The organism is Streptomyces sp. NPDC088194 (assembly GCF_040702025.1).
GTDB lineage: Bacteria > Actinomycetota > Actinomycetes > Streptomycetales > Streptomycetaceae > Actinacidiphila.
Map to the genome: position 1 here is coordinate 1 of NZ_JBFBIV010000139.1, position 15,480 is coordinate 15,480.

At 74.5% G+C, this 15,480-nt stretch carries 10 protein-coding genes; 4 read left to right on the forward strand and 6 right to left on the reverse strand.

Features of this window, described 5'->3' with window-relative positions; all coding sequences use genetic code 11:
• Window positions 1–8: 8 nt before the first annotated feature.
• Window positions 9–1,616 (reverse strand): hypothetical protein, encoded by a 1,608-nt coding sequence (locus AB0399_RS37975; RefSeq protein WP_366414385.1) that lies wholly within the window; start codon window positions 1,614–1,616, stop codon window positions 9–11.
• 224 nt (window positions 1,617–1,840) lie between these two features.
• A complete protein-coding gene (locus AB0399_RS37980) occupies window positions 1,841–2,623 on the reverse strand; it encodes a TIGR03936 family radical SAM-associated protein (RefSeq protein ID WP_329369432.1) in 783 nt (260 codons plus the stop codon).
• A gap of 427 nt (window positions 2,624–3,050) precedes the next feature.
• Here AB0399_RS37980 and AB0399_RS37985 point away from each other — a divergent pair, with 427 nt between their 5' ends.
• Window positions 3,051–6,188: a phosphocholine-specific phospholipase C gene (locus AB0399_RS37985; RefSeq protein WP_366414386.1), complete on the forward strand. Its 3,138-nt coding sequence runs from the start codon at window positions 3,051–3,053 to the stop codon at window positions 6,186–6,188.
• A gap of 60 nt (window positions 6,189–6,248) precedes the next feature.
• Here the strand turns inward: AB0399_RS37985 and AB0399_RS37990 are convergent, their stop codons facing one another.
• Window positions 6,249–7,310 carry a hypothetical protein gene (locus tag AB0399_RS37990; RefSeq protein WP_366414387.1) on the reverse strand — a complete coding sequence of 354 codons (1,062 nt, stop codon included), beginning with the start codon at window positions 7,308–7,310 and terminating at the stop codon, window positions 6,249–6,251.
• Between the two features lie 146 nt (window positions 7,311–7,456).
• Between AB0399_RS37990 and AB0399_RS37995 the strand changes: the two genes are divergently transcribed.
• The 3 genes from AB0399_RS37995 to AB0399_RS38005 all read left to right on the forward strand — a co-directional run bounded on the left by AB0399_RS37995 (window position 7,457) and on the right by AB0399_RS38005 (window position 9,293).
• Window positions 7,457–7,765 carry a hypothetical protein gene (locus AB0399_RS37995; RefSeq protein WP_366414388.1) on the forward strand — a complete coding sequence of 103 codons (309 nt, stop codon included), beginning with the start codon at window positions 7,457–7,459 and terminating at the stop codon, window positions 7,763–7,765.
• Between the two features lies 1 nt (window position 7,766).
• Window positions 7,767–8,219: a DUF5994 family protein gene (locus AB0399_RS38000; protein WP_366414389.1), complete on the forward strand. Its 453-nt coding sequence runs from the start codon at window positions 7,767–7,769 to the stop codon at window positions 8,217–8,219.
• Window positions 8,220–8,342: 123 nt separating this feature from the next.
• Window positions 8,343–9,293: an SPFH domain-containing protein gene (locus tag AB0399_RS38005; RefSeq protein ID WP_366414390.1), complete on the forward strand. Its 951-nt coding sequence runs from the start codon at window positions 8,343–8,345 to the stop codon at window positions 9,291–9,293.
• Between the two features lie 88 nt (window positions 9,294–9,381).
• On the opposite strand, the gene AB0399_RS38010 is transcribed toward AB0399_RS38005, so the two are convergent.
• The 3 genes from AB0399_RS38010 to AB0399_RS38020 form a co-directional block, all read right to left on the reverse strand.
• The gene (locus AB0399_RS38010; RefSeq protein WP_329369421.1) at window positions 9,382–11,235 is read right to left on the reverse strand and encodes a glycoside hydrolase family 76 protein; all 1,854 of its coding nucleotides are present in this window, start codon (window positions 11,233–11,235) and stop codon (window positions 9,382–9,384) included.
• 177 nt (window positions 11,236–11,412) lie between these two features.
• Window positions 11,413–13,359, reverse strand: a complete 1,947-nt coding sequence (locus tag AB0399_RS38015; protein WP_329369420.1) for a TIGR03960 family B12-binding radical SAM protein — start codon at window positions 13,357–13,359, stop codon at window positions 11,413–11,415.
• A gap of 169 nt (window positions 13,360–13,528) precedes the next feature.
• A complete protein-coding gene (locus AB0399_RS38020; protein WP_366414391.1) occupies window positions 13,529–15,061 on the reverse strand; it encodes a CYTH and CHAD domain-containing protein in 1,533 nt (510 codons plus the stop codon).
• Between the last annotated feature and the right edge of the window lie 419 nt (window positions 15,062–15,480).

The window sequence follows — 15,480 nt, forward strand, 5'->3', positions numbered from 1 at the left end:
GAAGGTCGTCAAGACCTGGGACACCTCCTGGGACCTGACCAAGGTGATGCCGCTGAAGATCCGGGCGTTCCCGGACTGGAACGCCGGCAGGCCCGCGCGGGCTCGGCCTCCTGCTCGTCGGCCACGGCGGGCGACTGCTCGGGGGCGGTGCCGCGACGGCGGCGACGGCGCCGGGGGGTGCGGTCGTCGTCGGCCTCGGTGTCGGCCTCCGCGCTCTCGTCGGAGGTCGCGGCCGGCTCGGCGGCAGCGGCGGGTGCGGCCTCCGCGGGGGCGCCGGCCTCGGGGGCCTGGAACACCGGCGGCTGGAAGACCGCGACGGCCGGGCGGGTGGCGCGGCGGCGGCCGCGGGTGGGCGCCTCCTCGGCGGGCTCGGCGGCGGCGTCGGCCGCGGGCGCGCCGCTGGTCTCGGCGGTCTCGGTGCGCACGTCGATCGTGATGGACTCGACGGGAATCCCGAAGGCCGCGGCGAGGGCGTCGGCGGCCTCGGCGGTCGCGTCGGCGACGGTCTCGCCGTAGCCGCGGATCTCGTACGCGTCGTCGATCTCGACGCCCCAGCCGTCACCGTCGCGCAGCGCCCGGCCGGTGTACGGGTGGTGGCCGGTGGCGTCCTCGCGGGGCGCGAGCGCGCCGGGCTTCAGCCGCCGCAGGCCGTCGCCGGCGGAGAAGGTCGGTACGGCGGCGCCCTTGCGGCCGCGGCGGCGGGAACGGCCGCCGCTCTGCTGCTCGTCGGCGGCCGGCGCGGGTGCCGGTGCGGCAGCCGGTGCGGGCGCCTGCTCCGGGGCGGGCTCGGGGGCCGGCGCGGGAGCGGCGGAGCCGCGGGTGGCCCGGCGGCGGGTGCGCGCGGGGGCGGCGGGGGCCTCGTCGGCGGGGGCGCTGGCGGGGGCCTCCGCTGCGGGGGTCGCGGGGGCGGCCGGGGTCTCGGCCTCCTCGGCCGGGGCCGGGGCCGGGGTACCCGCGGGCGCGGTCGCCTTGCGGGTGGCGCGGCGGCGCGGGCGGGCGGGCGCCGCGCTCTCGTCGGCGGCGGGCGCGCTCTCCTCCGCGGCGGCGGGGGTGGCGGGGGTGGCGGCGGCCGGGGCGGTCACCGTCTCGGCGGCCGGGGTCTCCTCGGCAGCGGCAGGCGCACCCGCCGGAGCGGTCGCCTTACGCGTGGCACGACGACGCGGACGCGCCGGAGCGGCCTCCGCCTCACCCTCGGCAGCGGGCTTGTCCTCCGTGGGAGCGGCCTCGGCGGCCGGGGTCTCCTCGGCAGCGGCAGGCGCACCCGCCGGAGCCGTCGCCTTACGCGTGGCACGACGACGCGGACGCGCCGGAGCGGCCTCCGCCTCACCCTCGGCAGCAGGCTTGCTCTCCGTGGGAGCGGCCTCCGCGGCCGGGGTCTCCTCGGCCGGGGCCGCGGCGGCGGTCTTGCGGGTGGCGCGGCGGCGGGGTGCGGCCGGGGCCGCCTCTTCCGTGCCTGCGGCGCCGGACGTGTCGGTGGCGGTGTCCGCTCCGGGCGGGCCCGCCGGGCGGGACGCGGCGCGACGGCGGCGGCGGGGTGCCGCGCTCTCGTCGGCCGCGGCGCCGGAGGAAGTGGTGTCCGGGGTGGAACCCGGGGTGGTCTCGTCGTTGTCGGGCATTCGGGCAGTGCTCCCGTCGTGCCCCCGGGCGCCGCGCCTGGAGTTCCGGGGTCGGCGGGCCGCTTGGGTCGCGGTGGCCGTCCTCCGGGGGCGCGGGCGCCGCACGGGGGCTGCTGTCTCGCTCATCGGCCCGCCCCGGTGGGGGGCCGACGAAAGTCTCGTGTGGTCAGCGTCGCCGGACCCGGGTGGCTCCCTGGTGCGTCGGCAACGCGTCGACGCCGTACCTAGGCGGAACCGGCAGGTACCGCCACAGCGTCGCGATCTGGCGCGAGCGGGTCGGTGACCGTGCCGGACTCCTCGTCGAGCGGCCCCTGCGCCAGCCTGGTCACCGCTACGGGGACCGGCGGCGCGAGGTCGGCCGTCGCATGGAGGCCGGACAGTACGTCGTCGGGTCGCACGGCAGGTGTCAGGTGTCGTACAACCAGGCGCAGTATCGCACAGGCGCCGCTCCGCGGCGCGCCGGGACCCGGATCTGCCGCGTCCGTGTCCGCCGCACCGGCCGCCGCGTCGGCCGCGGAGACGACCTCGAACCGCGCGACGGCGGCCCGGCAGTCGAAGGTGCGGACGCCGTTCTTGGTGGTGCGCTGTACTTCCACGGTCTCGGCGGCGAGGAACGCGGCGACGGCCCGGCGGGCCTCGTCGGGCTCGACGCCGTCGAGCCTGAGCTGCCACACCGACGCCTCCAGCCGCTCGGCCAGGCCCGACGTGCGGGCGTCGACCGCCTCGATGACGTCGAGGCCGGTGGGCAGCGACTCGTCGAGCAGCAGCCGGAGTTGCTCGGGGTCGCGCGGTGCGGCGAGCGCGATCTCCAGATACTCCGCCTCGCTGCCGACGCCTGTCGGCGCGGCGTTCGCGTATGACACCTTCGGATGCGGGGTGAACCCGGCCGAGTACGCCATCGGCACCTCGGCGCGGCGCAGGGCCCGCTCGAAGGCGCGCTGGAAGTCGCGGTGGCTGGTGAACCGGAGGCGGCCGCGCTTGGTGTACCGCAGGCGGATGCGCTGCACCGCCGGTGCCGGCGGCGGGCCCTCTGGCTGTCGCTTGCCCAGTGTCGCTCAGTCCTTCGTGTCGGGTCGTGTACCACGCGCCCGCGTGCCCATTCCGGCGCACCCGGGCGTCCCTGCACCTCCAAGGTTACGCCGCATGCCACAGGCCCCGCGCCGCCCGCGATCCGGCCTGTGGACAACCGCCCGCCCGCGGTCGCGACGACGCCTCCCGTACACCTGCTCCCCCGCCCGCCCCATCCGGTGCCCGGCGCCCCCGCCCGCCGCCCACCGACCCGCGCGGCTTCCGCCGCTGTTCATCCCGCGCTCCCTCCCTCGCCATCATGGTCTCGTATTCATAACGGGTCTGGACCCAAATTCCGGGCGGCGGGTATCCCGTCCGCACCCGCTCGCCGCCGCCCGCGTACCCACCCAGCAAGGAGCCCAGCCCGTGACCTCCCCCTTCGTGTCCCGCCGCGCGCTGCTCGGCGGCGCCGCCGGCGCGGCCGCGCTGACCGCGTTGCCGATCAGCGTGCGGCAGGCGCTCGCCGCACCCGCCCGCCCCGGCCGGCTGGAGGACATCCAGCACGTCGTGGTCCTCATGCAGGAGAACCGCGCCTTCGACCACTACTTCGGCACCATGGCCGGCGTCCGCGGCTACGGGGACCGCACCGCCGTGCGCGGCGTCAACGGCCGGCCCGTCTGGGACCAGCCGGACCCCTCCCGCCCCGAGGGCTACCTGGCACCGTTCGCGATGGACGCCGCCCACACCAGCGCCTACCAGCAGGGCGCTGCCGCGTTCGGCTACGGCGACAGCATGAACGCCCGCAACGACGGCATCGGCGACGGCTACGTCACCCGGCGCGACAGCGGCCGGCTCGGCCAGGGCTACTACGCCCCCGCCGACATGCCCTTCTACAACGCGCTCGCCTCGGTCTTCACCATCTGCGACAACTACCACGCCTCGATCGAGACCAGCACCAACCCCAACCGCGAGCACTTCATGACCGGCACCAGCGGCGGCAGCCTCCGCGAGTTCCCGGTCATCGACAACACCGAGGTGTCCGCCGGCTACGAGTGGACGACGTACGCGGAGCGGCTGCAGGCGGCCGGGATCAGCTGGAAGACCTACCAGGCGCAGGAGAACTTCGACGACAACGCGCTCGCCTGGTTCTCCGCCTTCCACCAGGCGAAGCCCGGCCAGCCGCTGTACGACCGCGGTCTGGCCCGGGCCGGTGACGCGGCGAACGCCGGCAACCCGTGGGCGATGGGCGACGCGCTGGTGGCGGCGTTCGGCGCCGACGTGGCCGCGGACGCGCTGCCGCAGGTGTCCTGGCTGGTGGCGCCGGCCGCGCTGTCGGAGCACGCCAGCTACGCGCCGCCGGACGGCGAGAACCTGACCGCGCGGCTGCTGGCGGCGCTGGCCGCGAAGCCCGAGGTGTGGGCGAAGACCGCGTTCTTCCTCACCTACGACGAGCACGGCGGCTTCTTCGACCACCTGCTGCCGCCGGTGCCGCCGCTCGCGGCCGGCCGCGGTGACTCGACGGTCTCCACCGACGGCGAGGTCGTGGTGCGGGTGGCCAAGGGCGGCAGCACCTTCTACCGGGTGGTGGACCAGCGCGGCCGCTACCGGGTCGCGGCCACCGACGGCACCCTGAGCTGGTCGCCGAACCTGCCCGCCGGGGAGACCGTGACCGCGGGGCCGTTCCCGCTGGGGCTCGGCCTGCGGGTGCCGATGATCGTGGCCTCGCCGTGGACCCGCGGCGGCGCGGTCGACTCGACCGTCTTCGACCACACCTCCGTGATCAAGTTCCTGGAACGGCGGTTCGGGGTGCACGAGCCGAACATCAGCGCCTGGCGGCGCGCGGTGACCGGCGACCTCACCTCGGCCTTCGACTTCTCCGGCGACGAGCCGCGGTGGCCGTCGCTGCCGGACACCAGCGGCAACCGGCAGAAGGTCACCGACACCGGCAAGCTGCCCGCGCCGACCGTGCCGAGCCCGCAGGTGCGGCCGGTGCAGGCGCGCGGCACCCGCACCGCGCGCGCGGTGCCGTACACGCTGAGCACCCGGGGGCGGCTGCGCGGCGGCGCTCTGGAGCTGGACTACGCCAACTCCGGTACGCAGGCCGCGGTGTTCGCCGCCTACCCGGCGCCCGGGGTGAAGCCGCGGTTCTTCACCGTCGGCGCCCGCAAGCGGCTGTCGGACTCCTGGAAGGTCGGCGCCGACGGCTACGACCTGCGGGTGCACGGCCCCAACGGCTCGCTGTGGCACTTCCGCGGCGGCCAGGGCGACACGTCGGAGGCGGTGTTCACCGAGGACGTCCACCGCCGCGAGCTGCGGGTCGAGCTGCGCAACGGCGGCCGCCGCGCCCGCACCTTCACCGTCGGCGACCTCGCGTACGGCGGCGGCACCCACGAGGTGCGGATCGACGGCGGCCGGACCCGTACGGTGACGCTGCCGGTGGCCCGCGAGGGCTGGTACGACGTGGCGGTCGGCGCCGGGGACGACCTGTTCTGGCTGCGCCGGGCGGCCGGGCGGCTGGCCGACGGACGGCAGGGCGTCACCGACCCGGCGATGGGGCTGCCGGACGCGCTCGTCGCCGAGGTCGCGCTCGCCTCCGGCTCGACCACGGTCGACGAGCCGGTGGTGGTGCCGGGCACCCCGGCCACGGTGTCGGCGGTGCTCACCGCGCCGGACGCGGCGGTCGACCGGATCGAGGCCGCGCTGGTGGTGCCGACCGGCTGGTCGGTGCGCACGCTCGCCGCCCCGCCGCAGCGGCTCGCGCGCGGCGCCTCGGCCACGGTGCGCTGGCAGGTCACCGCGCCGGCCGCGCTGCCGTCCGGTACCACCGCACGGGTGCTGGCGAACGTACGCGGCCGGGCCGGATCGCGGGTGGCGCTCGCGGACGGCGAGGTCGCCGCGCGCACCGCGCCCTCGATGAAGGGCTACCTGCTCGGGGAGGACTTCGAGTCGCTGGCCGGGCAGTTGAAGCCGGCGGTGAACCTGAACGTGCCGGCGGGCGTGCTCGGCTGGACCGCGACCCCGCCGGCCGGCTGGTCGGTGACGAACGCGCCGGGCATGCCGCAGGGCACCGCGGAGGAGCAGGGCTGGTCGTTCATGACCAAGCGGTTCTGGCTCGCGTCCGACAGCCAGGACCGCGGGAACTTCACCCGCGGGCTGGGCATCGTCGCGGTCGCCGACCCCGACGACTGGGACGACACCGGATCACCGTCGTCGAAGGGGCGGTTCGACTCCACGCTCAGCTCGCCCGCGGTCGCGATCCCGTCCGGTACGGCGGAGTTGTACCTCGGCTTCGACTCGCACTACCGGCAGGAGGCGCCGCAGACCGCCACGGTCACGGCCGCGTTCGACACCGGCGAGGAGACGGTGCTGCTCACCTACAGCGGCGCCGCCACCGGCAACGACAACGCCGGCGGCGACGCGGAGAACCAGTTGATCACCCGGAAGATCGCGGTGCCGGCCGGGGCGGCCGCGGTGACGCTGAAGTTCCGGATGTTCGACGCCGGCAACAACTGGTACTGGGCGATCGACCACGTCCGGCTCGGCCTCACCCCGGTCGCGGACTGACCCCGAATAGCCTTGCGGGGAAGCGGAATTGACGAACCATCACTCCGCTTGCCACGCGGCCTACTTGCTCATGTCCGGTGGCGGCCCGAAGCCGCCGCCGGGCGCGGGCGGCGGAGGCGGCAGGGGTGGCGGCGCCTGCCGCGGGGTGCCGAACAGCGCGGACCCGACGGCCCGCCGGGCGTCGGCCAGCGCGACCCGGACCGGGTGCAGGATCTCCCGGCGGACGAAGCGGAGCACCGCGCCGATCACGCGGAAGACCGGCGCCCCGGTGTAGCGCCAGACGAAGGCGACCGGCAGGAAGACCAGCACCCGGAAGAACCAGCCGATGCCGCGGCCGATCAGCCGGGCCACATCCGCCCCCGCCTGCCAGGCGGCCGCGATCGCCGCACCGATCTCCCGCCCGACCGGCACCAGCGCCTTCTGCCACAGGAAGACCAGCGGCACCACAAGGAGGTGCTCCAGCAGCCAGGCCAGGCCGATCACGACCCACCGCAGCCCGTAGCGCCACAGCGCGACCACCGGCAGGAAGACCAGCACCCGGAAGAACCAGCCGATGCCGCGGCCGATCAGCCGGGCCACATACGCCCCCGCCTGCCAGGCGGCCGCGATCGCCGCACCGATCTCCCGCCCGACCGGCACCAGCGCCTTCTGCCACAGGAAGACCAGCGGCACCACAAGGAGGTGCTCCAGCAGCCAGGCCAGGCCGATCACGACCCACCGCAGCCCGTAGCGCCACAGCGCCACCACCGGCAGGACCAGCACCCAGCGCACCACGAACGACACGGCCAGGCCGATCGCCCGCAGCACCGGGAACAGCACGTAGGTCCACAGCCACACGGCGGGGATCACGATCAGCACCCGGCCGACCGGCACCAGGACATGGCGCCAGATCGCGGAGAGCAGCAGGCCGAACGCGCGCAGCGGCGGGTACAGGACGTACTGCCACAGCGCCCGGCACACCCAGGCCAGCGCGTCCCACAGCAGTTTCAGCGGCAGCACGACGACGAACGCGACGATGCGCACGGGTATCCGGACGACGGCGGCGACGCAGCCGTCGCCCTGCCCCTGGGGGCCCTGCGGAGCCCGTGGCACGCCCGGCGGCCGCGGTCTGTCGTAAGCCATGGCCAGAACTTATCGGTCCCGTGCGGGGTACCGTGGGAGTACCGGAGGCATTTCGTGCGCGGGCACTCGCGCCGGCGCCGCCGTCGGAACGGTCGAGCGCGGTCCGCCGTCGTCGTACGGGCACCGCGCGGCGAGGTGAAACACCGATGACCATCGCCATAGCCCTCGCAGTGATCGCGGTCGTGGCCGTCGCGGGCGTGTGGGTGCTCCGCAGACAGGCGGGCGAGCAGCGCGACGGCGGTCCCGCACCGCACATCGAGGACGGCCCGCCGGCCGGCGCCGAGGCAGGCGCCGAGGTCCAGCCCGCCGCCGACTTCCCCTGGCGGGAACCCCCCGAGGAGCGCCCCGGCGACGACGGCCTCCCGCCGCCCCACGACCTGCCGCCGTCCGCCTCCCCGGACGCGGTGCCCGCCGGCCCCTTCCCGGTCTGGCGCGACCACGAACCTGGAGCGTGACATGACCACAGGCCGCGCCCTTCCCCGCCCCGGCGCGGACGTGACCTACCCGAACCCGCCACGCGACCCCCCGGCGGAAGAGCCCGTCCGCCTCGCGCTGACCGGGTCGGCCGCCGGGCCGCAGCGGCTCGACGGCGTCTGGTGGCCGCGCTCGCACGACCTCGGCGACTGTCTGCCCGGCCTGCTGGCGGCGCTGGAGGAACGCTGGCCCGGCATCGGGCGCGTCACGGTCAGCCGCTCGATGTGGCGCCACCGGCCCGAGTCCCTGGAACTGCCCGACGGCCGGACCGTGCACATCACCCGATCCCCGGCCGATCCCGACCGCCACACCATCCGGCTGGTCTCCTACGGCGTGGGCCGCTGCGACCTGCTGGTCGTCCCGCCGGGCACGGCTCCCGACGAGGCCCGCCGGCTGATGGCCGAGTCCCCGCCCGGGGCCGCACCCGCGCGCTGAACGGGCCGGTCGCGGCGCCCTCGCGAGGAGTAAAGTCGAACGTGCCGAGGGTATTTCGTGCACATATGACATGATTGCTGCCGCTTTCGGTGGTCGTCTCGACCCATCGAGGATGTGACTGCCATGGTCGCCCTGGTCACGGCGTTGATCGTCATCGCCGTCATCGTCCTGATGCTGCTGGCGCTGAGCGTCCGCAACGTGCAGCAGTACGAGAAAGGCGTGGTGTTCCGGTTCGGCCGGCTGCTGCCGGAGATCCGCGAGCCGGGCCTGCGGCTGATCCGGCCGATCGGCGACCGGATGCGGAAGGTGTCCATCCAGACCGAGGTGTTCGGCGTGTCACCGCAGGGCGCGATCACCGCGGACAACGTGACGCTGACCGTGGACGCGGTCGTCTACTTCCGCGTGGTCGACCCGGTCAAGGCACTGGTCAACGTGACCAACTACCCCGCCGCGGTCTCGCAGATCGCGCAGACCTCGCTGCGGTCGGTGATCGGCCGCGCGGACCTCGACACGCTGCTCTCCGACCGCGTCCAGGTCAACGCCGAGCTGAAGAACGTGATGGACGCCCCGACCGAGGGGCCCTGGGGGCTGCGGATCGAGCGGGTCGAGATCAAGGACATCGCGCTGCCCGAGTCGATGATGCGGTCGATGTCCAAGCAGGCCGAGGCCGAACGTGAACGGCGTGCCCGTGTCATCGCCGCCGACGGCGAGTTCCAGGCGTCGCAGCGCCTCACCGACGCCGCGGCGACCATGGCCGACACCCCCGGTGCCCTCCAACTGCGCCTGCTCCAGACCGTGGTGGACGTGTCCTCGGAGAAGAACAGCACCCTCGTGATGCCGTTCCCGGTGGAGCTGCTGCGCTTCTTCGACCGGCTCAGCGACAAGGACGGGCAGGCCCCGACGACAGGTTCGACGCTCACACGGCTCGCGGACGAAGCCGCGACGGACGGCGCCGGCACGGACGGCCGCCCGGCGGACGGTGCCCACGTGGCGGACGAGCCGTCCGCCGAGGGCGCCCACCTGGCCGAGGCGCCCTCCACCGACGGCGTCCGCGGGCTCACCCCGCACGGCTGACCGCACGGCTGAGGACCCCGGCAGTTCCCGGCACGGTGCGGGCCCGCCACTCGGGCCCGCACCGCGGTGTGCTCGTGTGCTCGTGCGCTCAGGGCGCCGCCAGCAACGCGCTCAGCGCGGACGCCTCCGTACGCCAGTCCGCGGTGCCGCCGCCGGACCAGTCCTCGGTCACGCGGTTGAGCCCGTCACGCGCGGTGGACCACAGCGAGTCGGCCTGCTGGTCGGCGAAGGAGCCGTAGGCGTTGCCGGTGACGGAGTCCAGGTCCTGGAGATAGCGCATGAAGACGCCCTTGAACTGCTTGGCGTTGTCGTCGCAGGAGGGCGTGCCGGCGTCACAGGACTCGGTGAGCACACCGCCGCTGACCAGCGCGGGCGAGGCCACGGCGGCGTCGGCCAGCCGGCGGGCGGTGGTGAGGTCGGCGGCGTCGCCGGTGGCGCGGTACATCTCCACGGCCGCGCCGATGGCCAGTCCCTGGTTGTAGGACCACACGGTCTGCCCGTTGTTCGCGCAGCCGCTGGTGATGCCGTCGTTGACCAGGCCGGAGGAGTTGATCAGACCGCTGTCCTGGAACCACTGCCAGGAGGTGGTGGCCCGGCCCAGCCACGTGGTGTCGCCCGGGATGCGGTCGTGCAGTTCGGCGGTGAGCCGGACGTACAGCCCGTTGGTCACCGCGTTCTTGTAGGTGCGCTCCCGGTCCCACCACACCCCGCCACCGCAACTACTGGTGTCCCACAGCCCGTTGACGTAGTTCGCGATGGTGACCGCCTCGTCGAGGTACGTCCGGTCGCCGGTGAGGTCGTAGGCGTCCACCCAGGCCAGCGCCCACCACTCGGAGTCGTCGGTGGCGCGGCTGATGAAGTCGCCGTCGATCGGGTCCGAACTACGGGCCCCGGCGGGGAAGGACGCCTTGTCGATCTGGAAGGTGCGCTGCACGATCCACAGGTAGCGGGTGTCGCCGGTCTGCCGCATGTAGTCGATGACAGTGCTCAGCGCGACCGCCGAGTTCCACCAACTCGACGGCCAGTAGGCGGTGTTCGGGTCGTAGGAGTACATCAGCGCGTCCGCGGCGGCCGACGCTTTGGACAGCACCGGGCGCGCCCAGGCCGTGCAGCTGCCGTTCTCGCCCTCGACCGCGCGGCCGCACGCGCGCACCGCGCCGCCGTACAACCGCCCCAGCGGGTCACTGGTGTTGAAGCGCGCCGTGGCGGTGCCGGTGGCGCCCGACGGTGTGCTGGTACGGCCCTTGGAGGAGCCGTCCGGCCAGCTCGCGCCCTGGTCCCAGGACCGGTCGAGCCAGATCTCGTCGCCCGCGGTGCCGCCGGAGATGGTGCCCCAGGCCATGCCCGAACTGTCCATGTGCAGCGCGATGGTACGGCCGCTGAGCGTCGTGGCGGGGACCGGCTGGGTGTCGCCGGGTGCGCTGCCCGCGCCGTCGCAGGCGGCGGCGCACACGTCCAGGTGCGCCCAGGAGGTGCAGCCGACGCCCTGCGCGTCGCCGCAGGCGCGCAGTACCGCGCGGCGGTGGCCGGTCGGGTCGTAGAGGTTGTACATCAGCGTGCGGGTGCCGGTCCACGTCGACGGGATGGACGCCTCGCCGAGCAGCCCGTCCCACGTGGCGCCGCCGTCCCAGGAGCGATCCAGCCACACCGAGTCGCCGGTCTGGCCGCCGTCGATGCTCGCCCACGCCATGCCGTCGGTGTCGTCCACGTGCAGCCGCACCACCCTGCCGTTGAGGGTGAGGTCCGGCACCGGGAAGGTCTCCTGAGCGGCCTGCGAGGGGTCCAGGGTGTCGCAGTACAGCGCGCACACCTGGGTGGAGTCGGCCGCCGACACCGCACTCGCACCAGCCGCTCCGACCCCCTGGAGCAGCGCCGCCACCGCGAGCAGCAGCGCCACCAGCAGCGGTCCCGCCCCCCTGCGCGTCCCCGGCACCCTACGCATGACGCCTCCTCGGACCCGTCCGTCTTACAACGATGGAAACGGAGCACTCAGCACGCATGAGAGCACGGCGCCCATTGACATGTCCACCACCATGACAACGATGGCACCGATTGGCCGAATCCCGCGGTCGCCGACCCGCGGCACTCCGGCTCGGAGCGCGCGGGCCGGCCCCCGGGGTCAGGAGGCGCTGGGACCAGAGGAGTTGGTGACCGTCAGGGGGAGGAGCTTCTTGCCGGTGGGGCCGATCTGGATGTCGAGGTCGAGCTGGGGGCAGACGCCGCAGTCGAAGCACGGGGTCCAGCGGCAGTCGTCCACCTCGGTCTCGTCGAGGGCGTCCTGCCAGTCCTCCCACAGCCAGTCCTTGTCGAGACCGGAGTCGAGGTGGTCCCAGGGCAGGACCTCCTCGGCGGTGCGCTCGCGGGTGGTGTACCAGGCGAGGTCGAGGTCGTACGCCGGCAGGGCCGCGTCGCAGGCGCGCAGCCAGCGGTCGTAGGAGAAGTGCTCGCGCCAGCCGTCGAACCGGCCGCCGTCGGCGTACACCGCGCGGATGACGGCGCCGACCCGGCGGTCACCGCGGGAGAGCAGTCCCTCGATGATCCCGGGCTTGCCGTCGTGGTAGCGGAAACCGATGTTGCGGCTGTACTTGCGGTCGCCCCGGATGGCGTCGCGCAGCTTGGCCAGCCGCGCGTCGGTCTCCTCGACGCCGAGCTGCGGCGCCCACTGGAAGGGGGTGTGCGGCTTGGGCACGAACCCGCCGATGGACACGGTGCAGCGGATGTCGTTCTGCCCGGTCACCTCGCGGCCCTTGGCGATGACCTTCCGCGCCATGTCCGCGATCTGCAGGACGTCCTCGTCGGTCTCGGTGGGCAGCCCGCACATGAAGTACAGCTTCACCTGGCGCCAGCCGTTGCCGTACGCGGTGGCGACGGTGCGGATCAGGTCCTCCTCCGACACCATCTTGTTGATCACCTTGCGGATGCGCTCGGAGCCGCCCTCCGGCGCGAAGGTGAGGCCCGAGCGGCGGCCGTTGCGGGTCAGCTCGTTGGCGAGGTCGATGTTGAACGCGTCGACCCGGGTGGAGGGCAGCGACAGCCCGACCTTGTCCTGCTCGTACCGGTCGGCGAGGCCCTTCGCGACGTCGGCGATCTCGGTGTGGTCGGCGGAGGAGAGCGACAGCAGGCCGACCTCCTCGAAGCCGGTCGCCTTCAGCCCCTTCTCGACCATGTCGCCGATGCCGGTGATGGAGCGCTCGCGCACCGGGCGGGTGATCATGCCGGCCTGGCAGAAGCGGCAGCCGCGGGTGCAGCCGCGGAAGATCTCCACCGACATCCGCTCGTGCACGGTCTCGGCGAGCGGGACCAGCGGCTGCTTGGGGTACGGCCACTCGTCCAGGTCCATCACGGTGTGCTTGGACACCCGCCACGGCACGCCGGAGCGGTTCGGCACGACCCGGGAGATCCGTCCGTCGGGCAGGTACTCCACGTCGTAGAAGCGCGGGACGTACACCCCGCCGGTCCTGGCCAGCCGCAGCAGCAGCTCGTCGCGCCCGCCCGGGCGGCCCTCGGCCTTCCACTGCCTGACCAGGTCGGTGATGGTGAGCACGGCCTGCTCGCCGTCGCCGATCACGGCCGCGTCGATGAAGTCGGCGATCGGCTCGGGGTTGAACGCGGCGTGCCCGCCGGCCAGCACGATCGGGTCGTCCTCGGTGCGGTCGGCGGCGTCCAGCGGGATGCCGGCGAGGTCGAGCGCGGCCAGCATGTTGGTGTAGCCCAGCTCCGTGGAGAAGCTGAGCCCGAAGACGTCGAACGCCCGCACCGGGCGGTGGCCGTCGACGGTGAACTGCGGCACCTCGTGCTCGCGCATCAGCGCTTCCAGGTCCGGCCACACGCTGTACGTGCGCTCGGCGAGCACGCCCTCGCGCTCGTTGAGCACCTCGTAGAGGATCATGACGCCCTGGTTGGGCAGGCCGACCTCGTACGCGTCGGGGTACATCAGCGCCCACCGCACATCGGCGGCGTCCCAGTCCTTGACGGTGGAGTTCAGTTCACCGCCGACGTACTGGATCGGCTTCTGTACGTGCGGGAGCAGCGCTTCCAGGCGCGGGAAGACCGACTCGACAGGCATCTCGGCGACTTTCGTGTGTCCTGATCTTGCGGGCGCCCCCGGCGGACCACCGCCGGGGGGAAGGTGACCCTCCACAGTACCCGAGGCGCGGCAGGTGCCCGGCCCGGCCGGGGCCCGCCCGACCGCCGAGCTTCGGAACCTCGGGTCCCGCGCCCCGGCACCCTCGAGGTCACCCCTCGCGTTCCGCCGCACCCCACACCTCGGGCAACCGCTCCTCCGCCCGCGCCGCGATCCCCAGCTCGGCACGCTCGATCGCCTCGTACGGTGCCGTGTCCTCCCCCGCCGCCTCCGCCCGCCCGCGCACCCGCGCGACGGCCGCCCGGCACATCACGCTGTCCTGGTGCTCGCCGAGCAGCTGCTGGAGCGCTTTCATCCGCGCGGTGTACCCGGCGGCCTCCGCACCGAGCACGGGTTCGGCCGCCTCCCCCGCGTAACGCGCCCGCTTGGCGGCCTTGCGCGCCTCGTGCAGCGCGACGTCCCGCGCCTGGCCGGGCGGCAGCGCGAGCGCGGCCCGTACGGCTCCGCGCAGCCGCCTGCGGTCGTGCCCGAGCACGTCGGCGACCACCTGCGAAGCGGGCCGGTCGGCCGCCGGCAGATACGGGGGCGCGGCCAGCAGCCCGTCGAAGGCGTCGAGAAGCGCGAAGTAGCGGGCGCTGTCCAGGGCCCGCACCACGTCGGTGTGCGGGTCGGCCGCGTGCGCCTCGGCGTTCCACGTCCCGCCCGGCGGTCCCTCCCCCAGCCTCCGGCGCACCGCGTCGAGCGCCGGGCCCCGGTCGCTCGGGGCGTCCGGGTCGTCCGGGTCGAGTTCGGACAGCCGACGCGCGAGGCGGGCGGCGAGCACCTCCCGGTCCCGCTCGGCCCCGAGGACCTCGGCGAGCCACTTCAGTTCGGCGCCGAGCGGATCGGTCTCGGCGCGGTCCAGGACGTGGCCGAAGCTCTTCAGCGCGGAGCGGGCCCGCCGGGTGGCGACGCGCATCCGGTGCACCGCGTCCTCCCCGGCGTGCCGGACGGCCGGATCGAGGGCGACGATCGCGGTGAGCTGCGCGCGCAGGTACGCCAGGGCGACGGCGCCCGCGGTGGCGTCGGGCCCCGGCCGTTCCGGCCGCCCGACGGCGGGCTCCGGCCGCCGCCCGCCGAGCGCGCGGACCAGCTTGGAGGGCGCGTCGGAGCGGGTCACCCCGGCGTCGCCCAGCCGTCGCTCCACCGCGTCCAGCAAAGCCTCGTCGCCCGCGTACAGCTCGACCTCGATCTCGGACCAGGCCGGCCCCGGCTTCGCGTTGACCTGGTCGTAGGCGACCTCGGCGAGGGTCCGGTCCTGGTCGTCCAGGAGCAGCACGCGGCTGCGTACGGTGCGCAGCCGGACGATCGGCGTGAGGATACGGCCCCGGACGAGCGCGGCGACCTCGGCGCGCAGGTCCTCGGGCGGAGTGCCGGGCGCGCCGAGCGGGGCGTGGATCTCGGTGCGGGTGTCGGGGCGGTCGGTGGGGAGTTTCAGGTGCCAGCCGTCGTCGTCGCCGCCCTCACGGCGCCGCAGGGTGATGCGGTGGGAGGTGAGGGTGAGGTGGGCGGTGTCGTAGTAGACGGCGTTGAGCCGCAGCGGGGGCAGGGCCCGGGTGCCGGCGGTCAGCCCGGTGAGGTCGGGCAGGTCGTTCCGGGGCCCGGTCTCGTAGGTGCGTTCCGTTTCGGCGAGGCGACGGCCCATAAGGGGACCGTATGCCCGCATCGGTCCCTTGGCCAGACCCGTCGCAGGCATGGCACCCGGGCGGACCTGCGAGCGCCGGCGCCACGCCGGGCAGCACACCGGGCACCGCGCCGAGCGCCCCGCCCGGCGGTTGGGCCGTGTTGCGGAAGGAGCGCCGTCCGACCGAGGGCGGGGCCCCGTGGCGTCTGGCGCTCCCCACAGCCTTCGGCGCGGGAGGTGCCCCCGATCGCAAGGCGGAGGACTGCCCTGGTCGTGGGCCGGCTCGGACAGGCCCGACAACGAAGCGAGCGTGCGTGCCAGGCGCCACATGGGGGCGCCTCCCCCGCCGAAGGCAGACTACCTCAACGCCGCCGACGACACCGAGGCCGGCCTGCCGGACCTGCTCGGCCGGTCCCTGCGCACCTCCCGCCGCCCCGACG

Coding starts and splice junctions, on each gene's coding strand:
- AB0399_RS37990 (WP_366414387.1), bottom strand. CDS start 7,310: ATGGCTTACGACAGACCGCGGCCGCCGGGCGTGCCACGGGCTCCGCAG.
- AB0399_RS37975 (WP_366414385.1), bottom strand. CDS start 1,616: ATGCCCGACAACGACGAGACCACCCCGGGTTCCACCCCGGACACCACT.
- AB0399_RS38005 (WP_366414390.1), top strand. CDS start 8,343: ATGGTCGCCCTGGTCACGGCGTTGATCGTCATCGCCGTCATCGTCCTG.
- AB0399_RS38010 (WP_329369421.1), bottom strand. CDS start 11,235: ATGCGTAGGGTGCCGGGGACGCGCAGGGGGGCGGGACCGCTGCTGGTG.
- AB0399_RS38015 (WP_329369420.1), bottom strand. CDS start 13,359: ATGCCTGTCGAGTCGGTCTTCCCGCGCCTGGAAGCGCTGCTCCCGCAC.
- AB0399_RS37995 (WP_366414388.1), top strand. CDS start 7,457: ATGACCATCGCCATAGCCCTCGCAGTGATCGCGGTCGTGGCCGTCGCG.
- AB0399_RS38020 (WP_366414391.1), bottom strand. CDS start 15,061: ATGGGCCGTCGCCTCGCCGAAACGGAACGCACCTACGAGACCGGGCCC.
- AB0399_RS38000 (WP_366414389.1), top strand. CDS start 7,767: ATGACCACAGGCCGCGCCCTTCCCCGCCCCGGCGCGGACGTGACCTAC.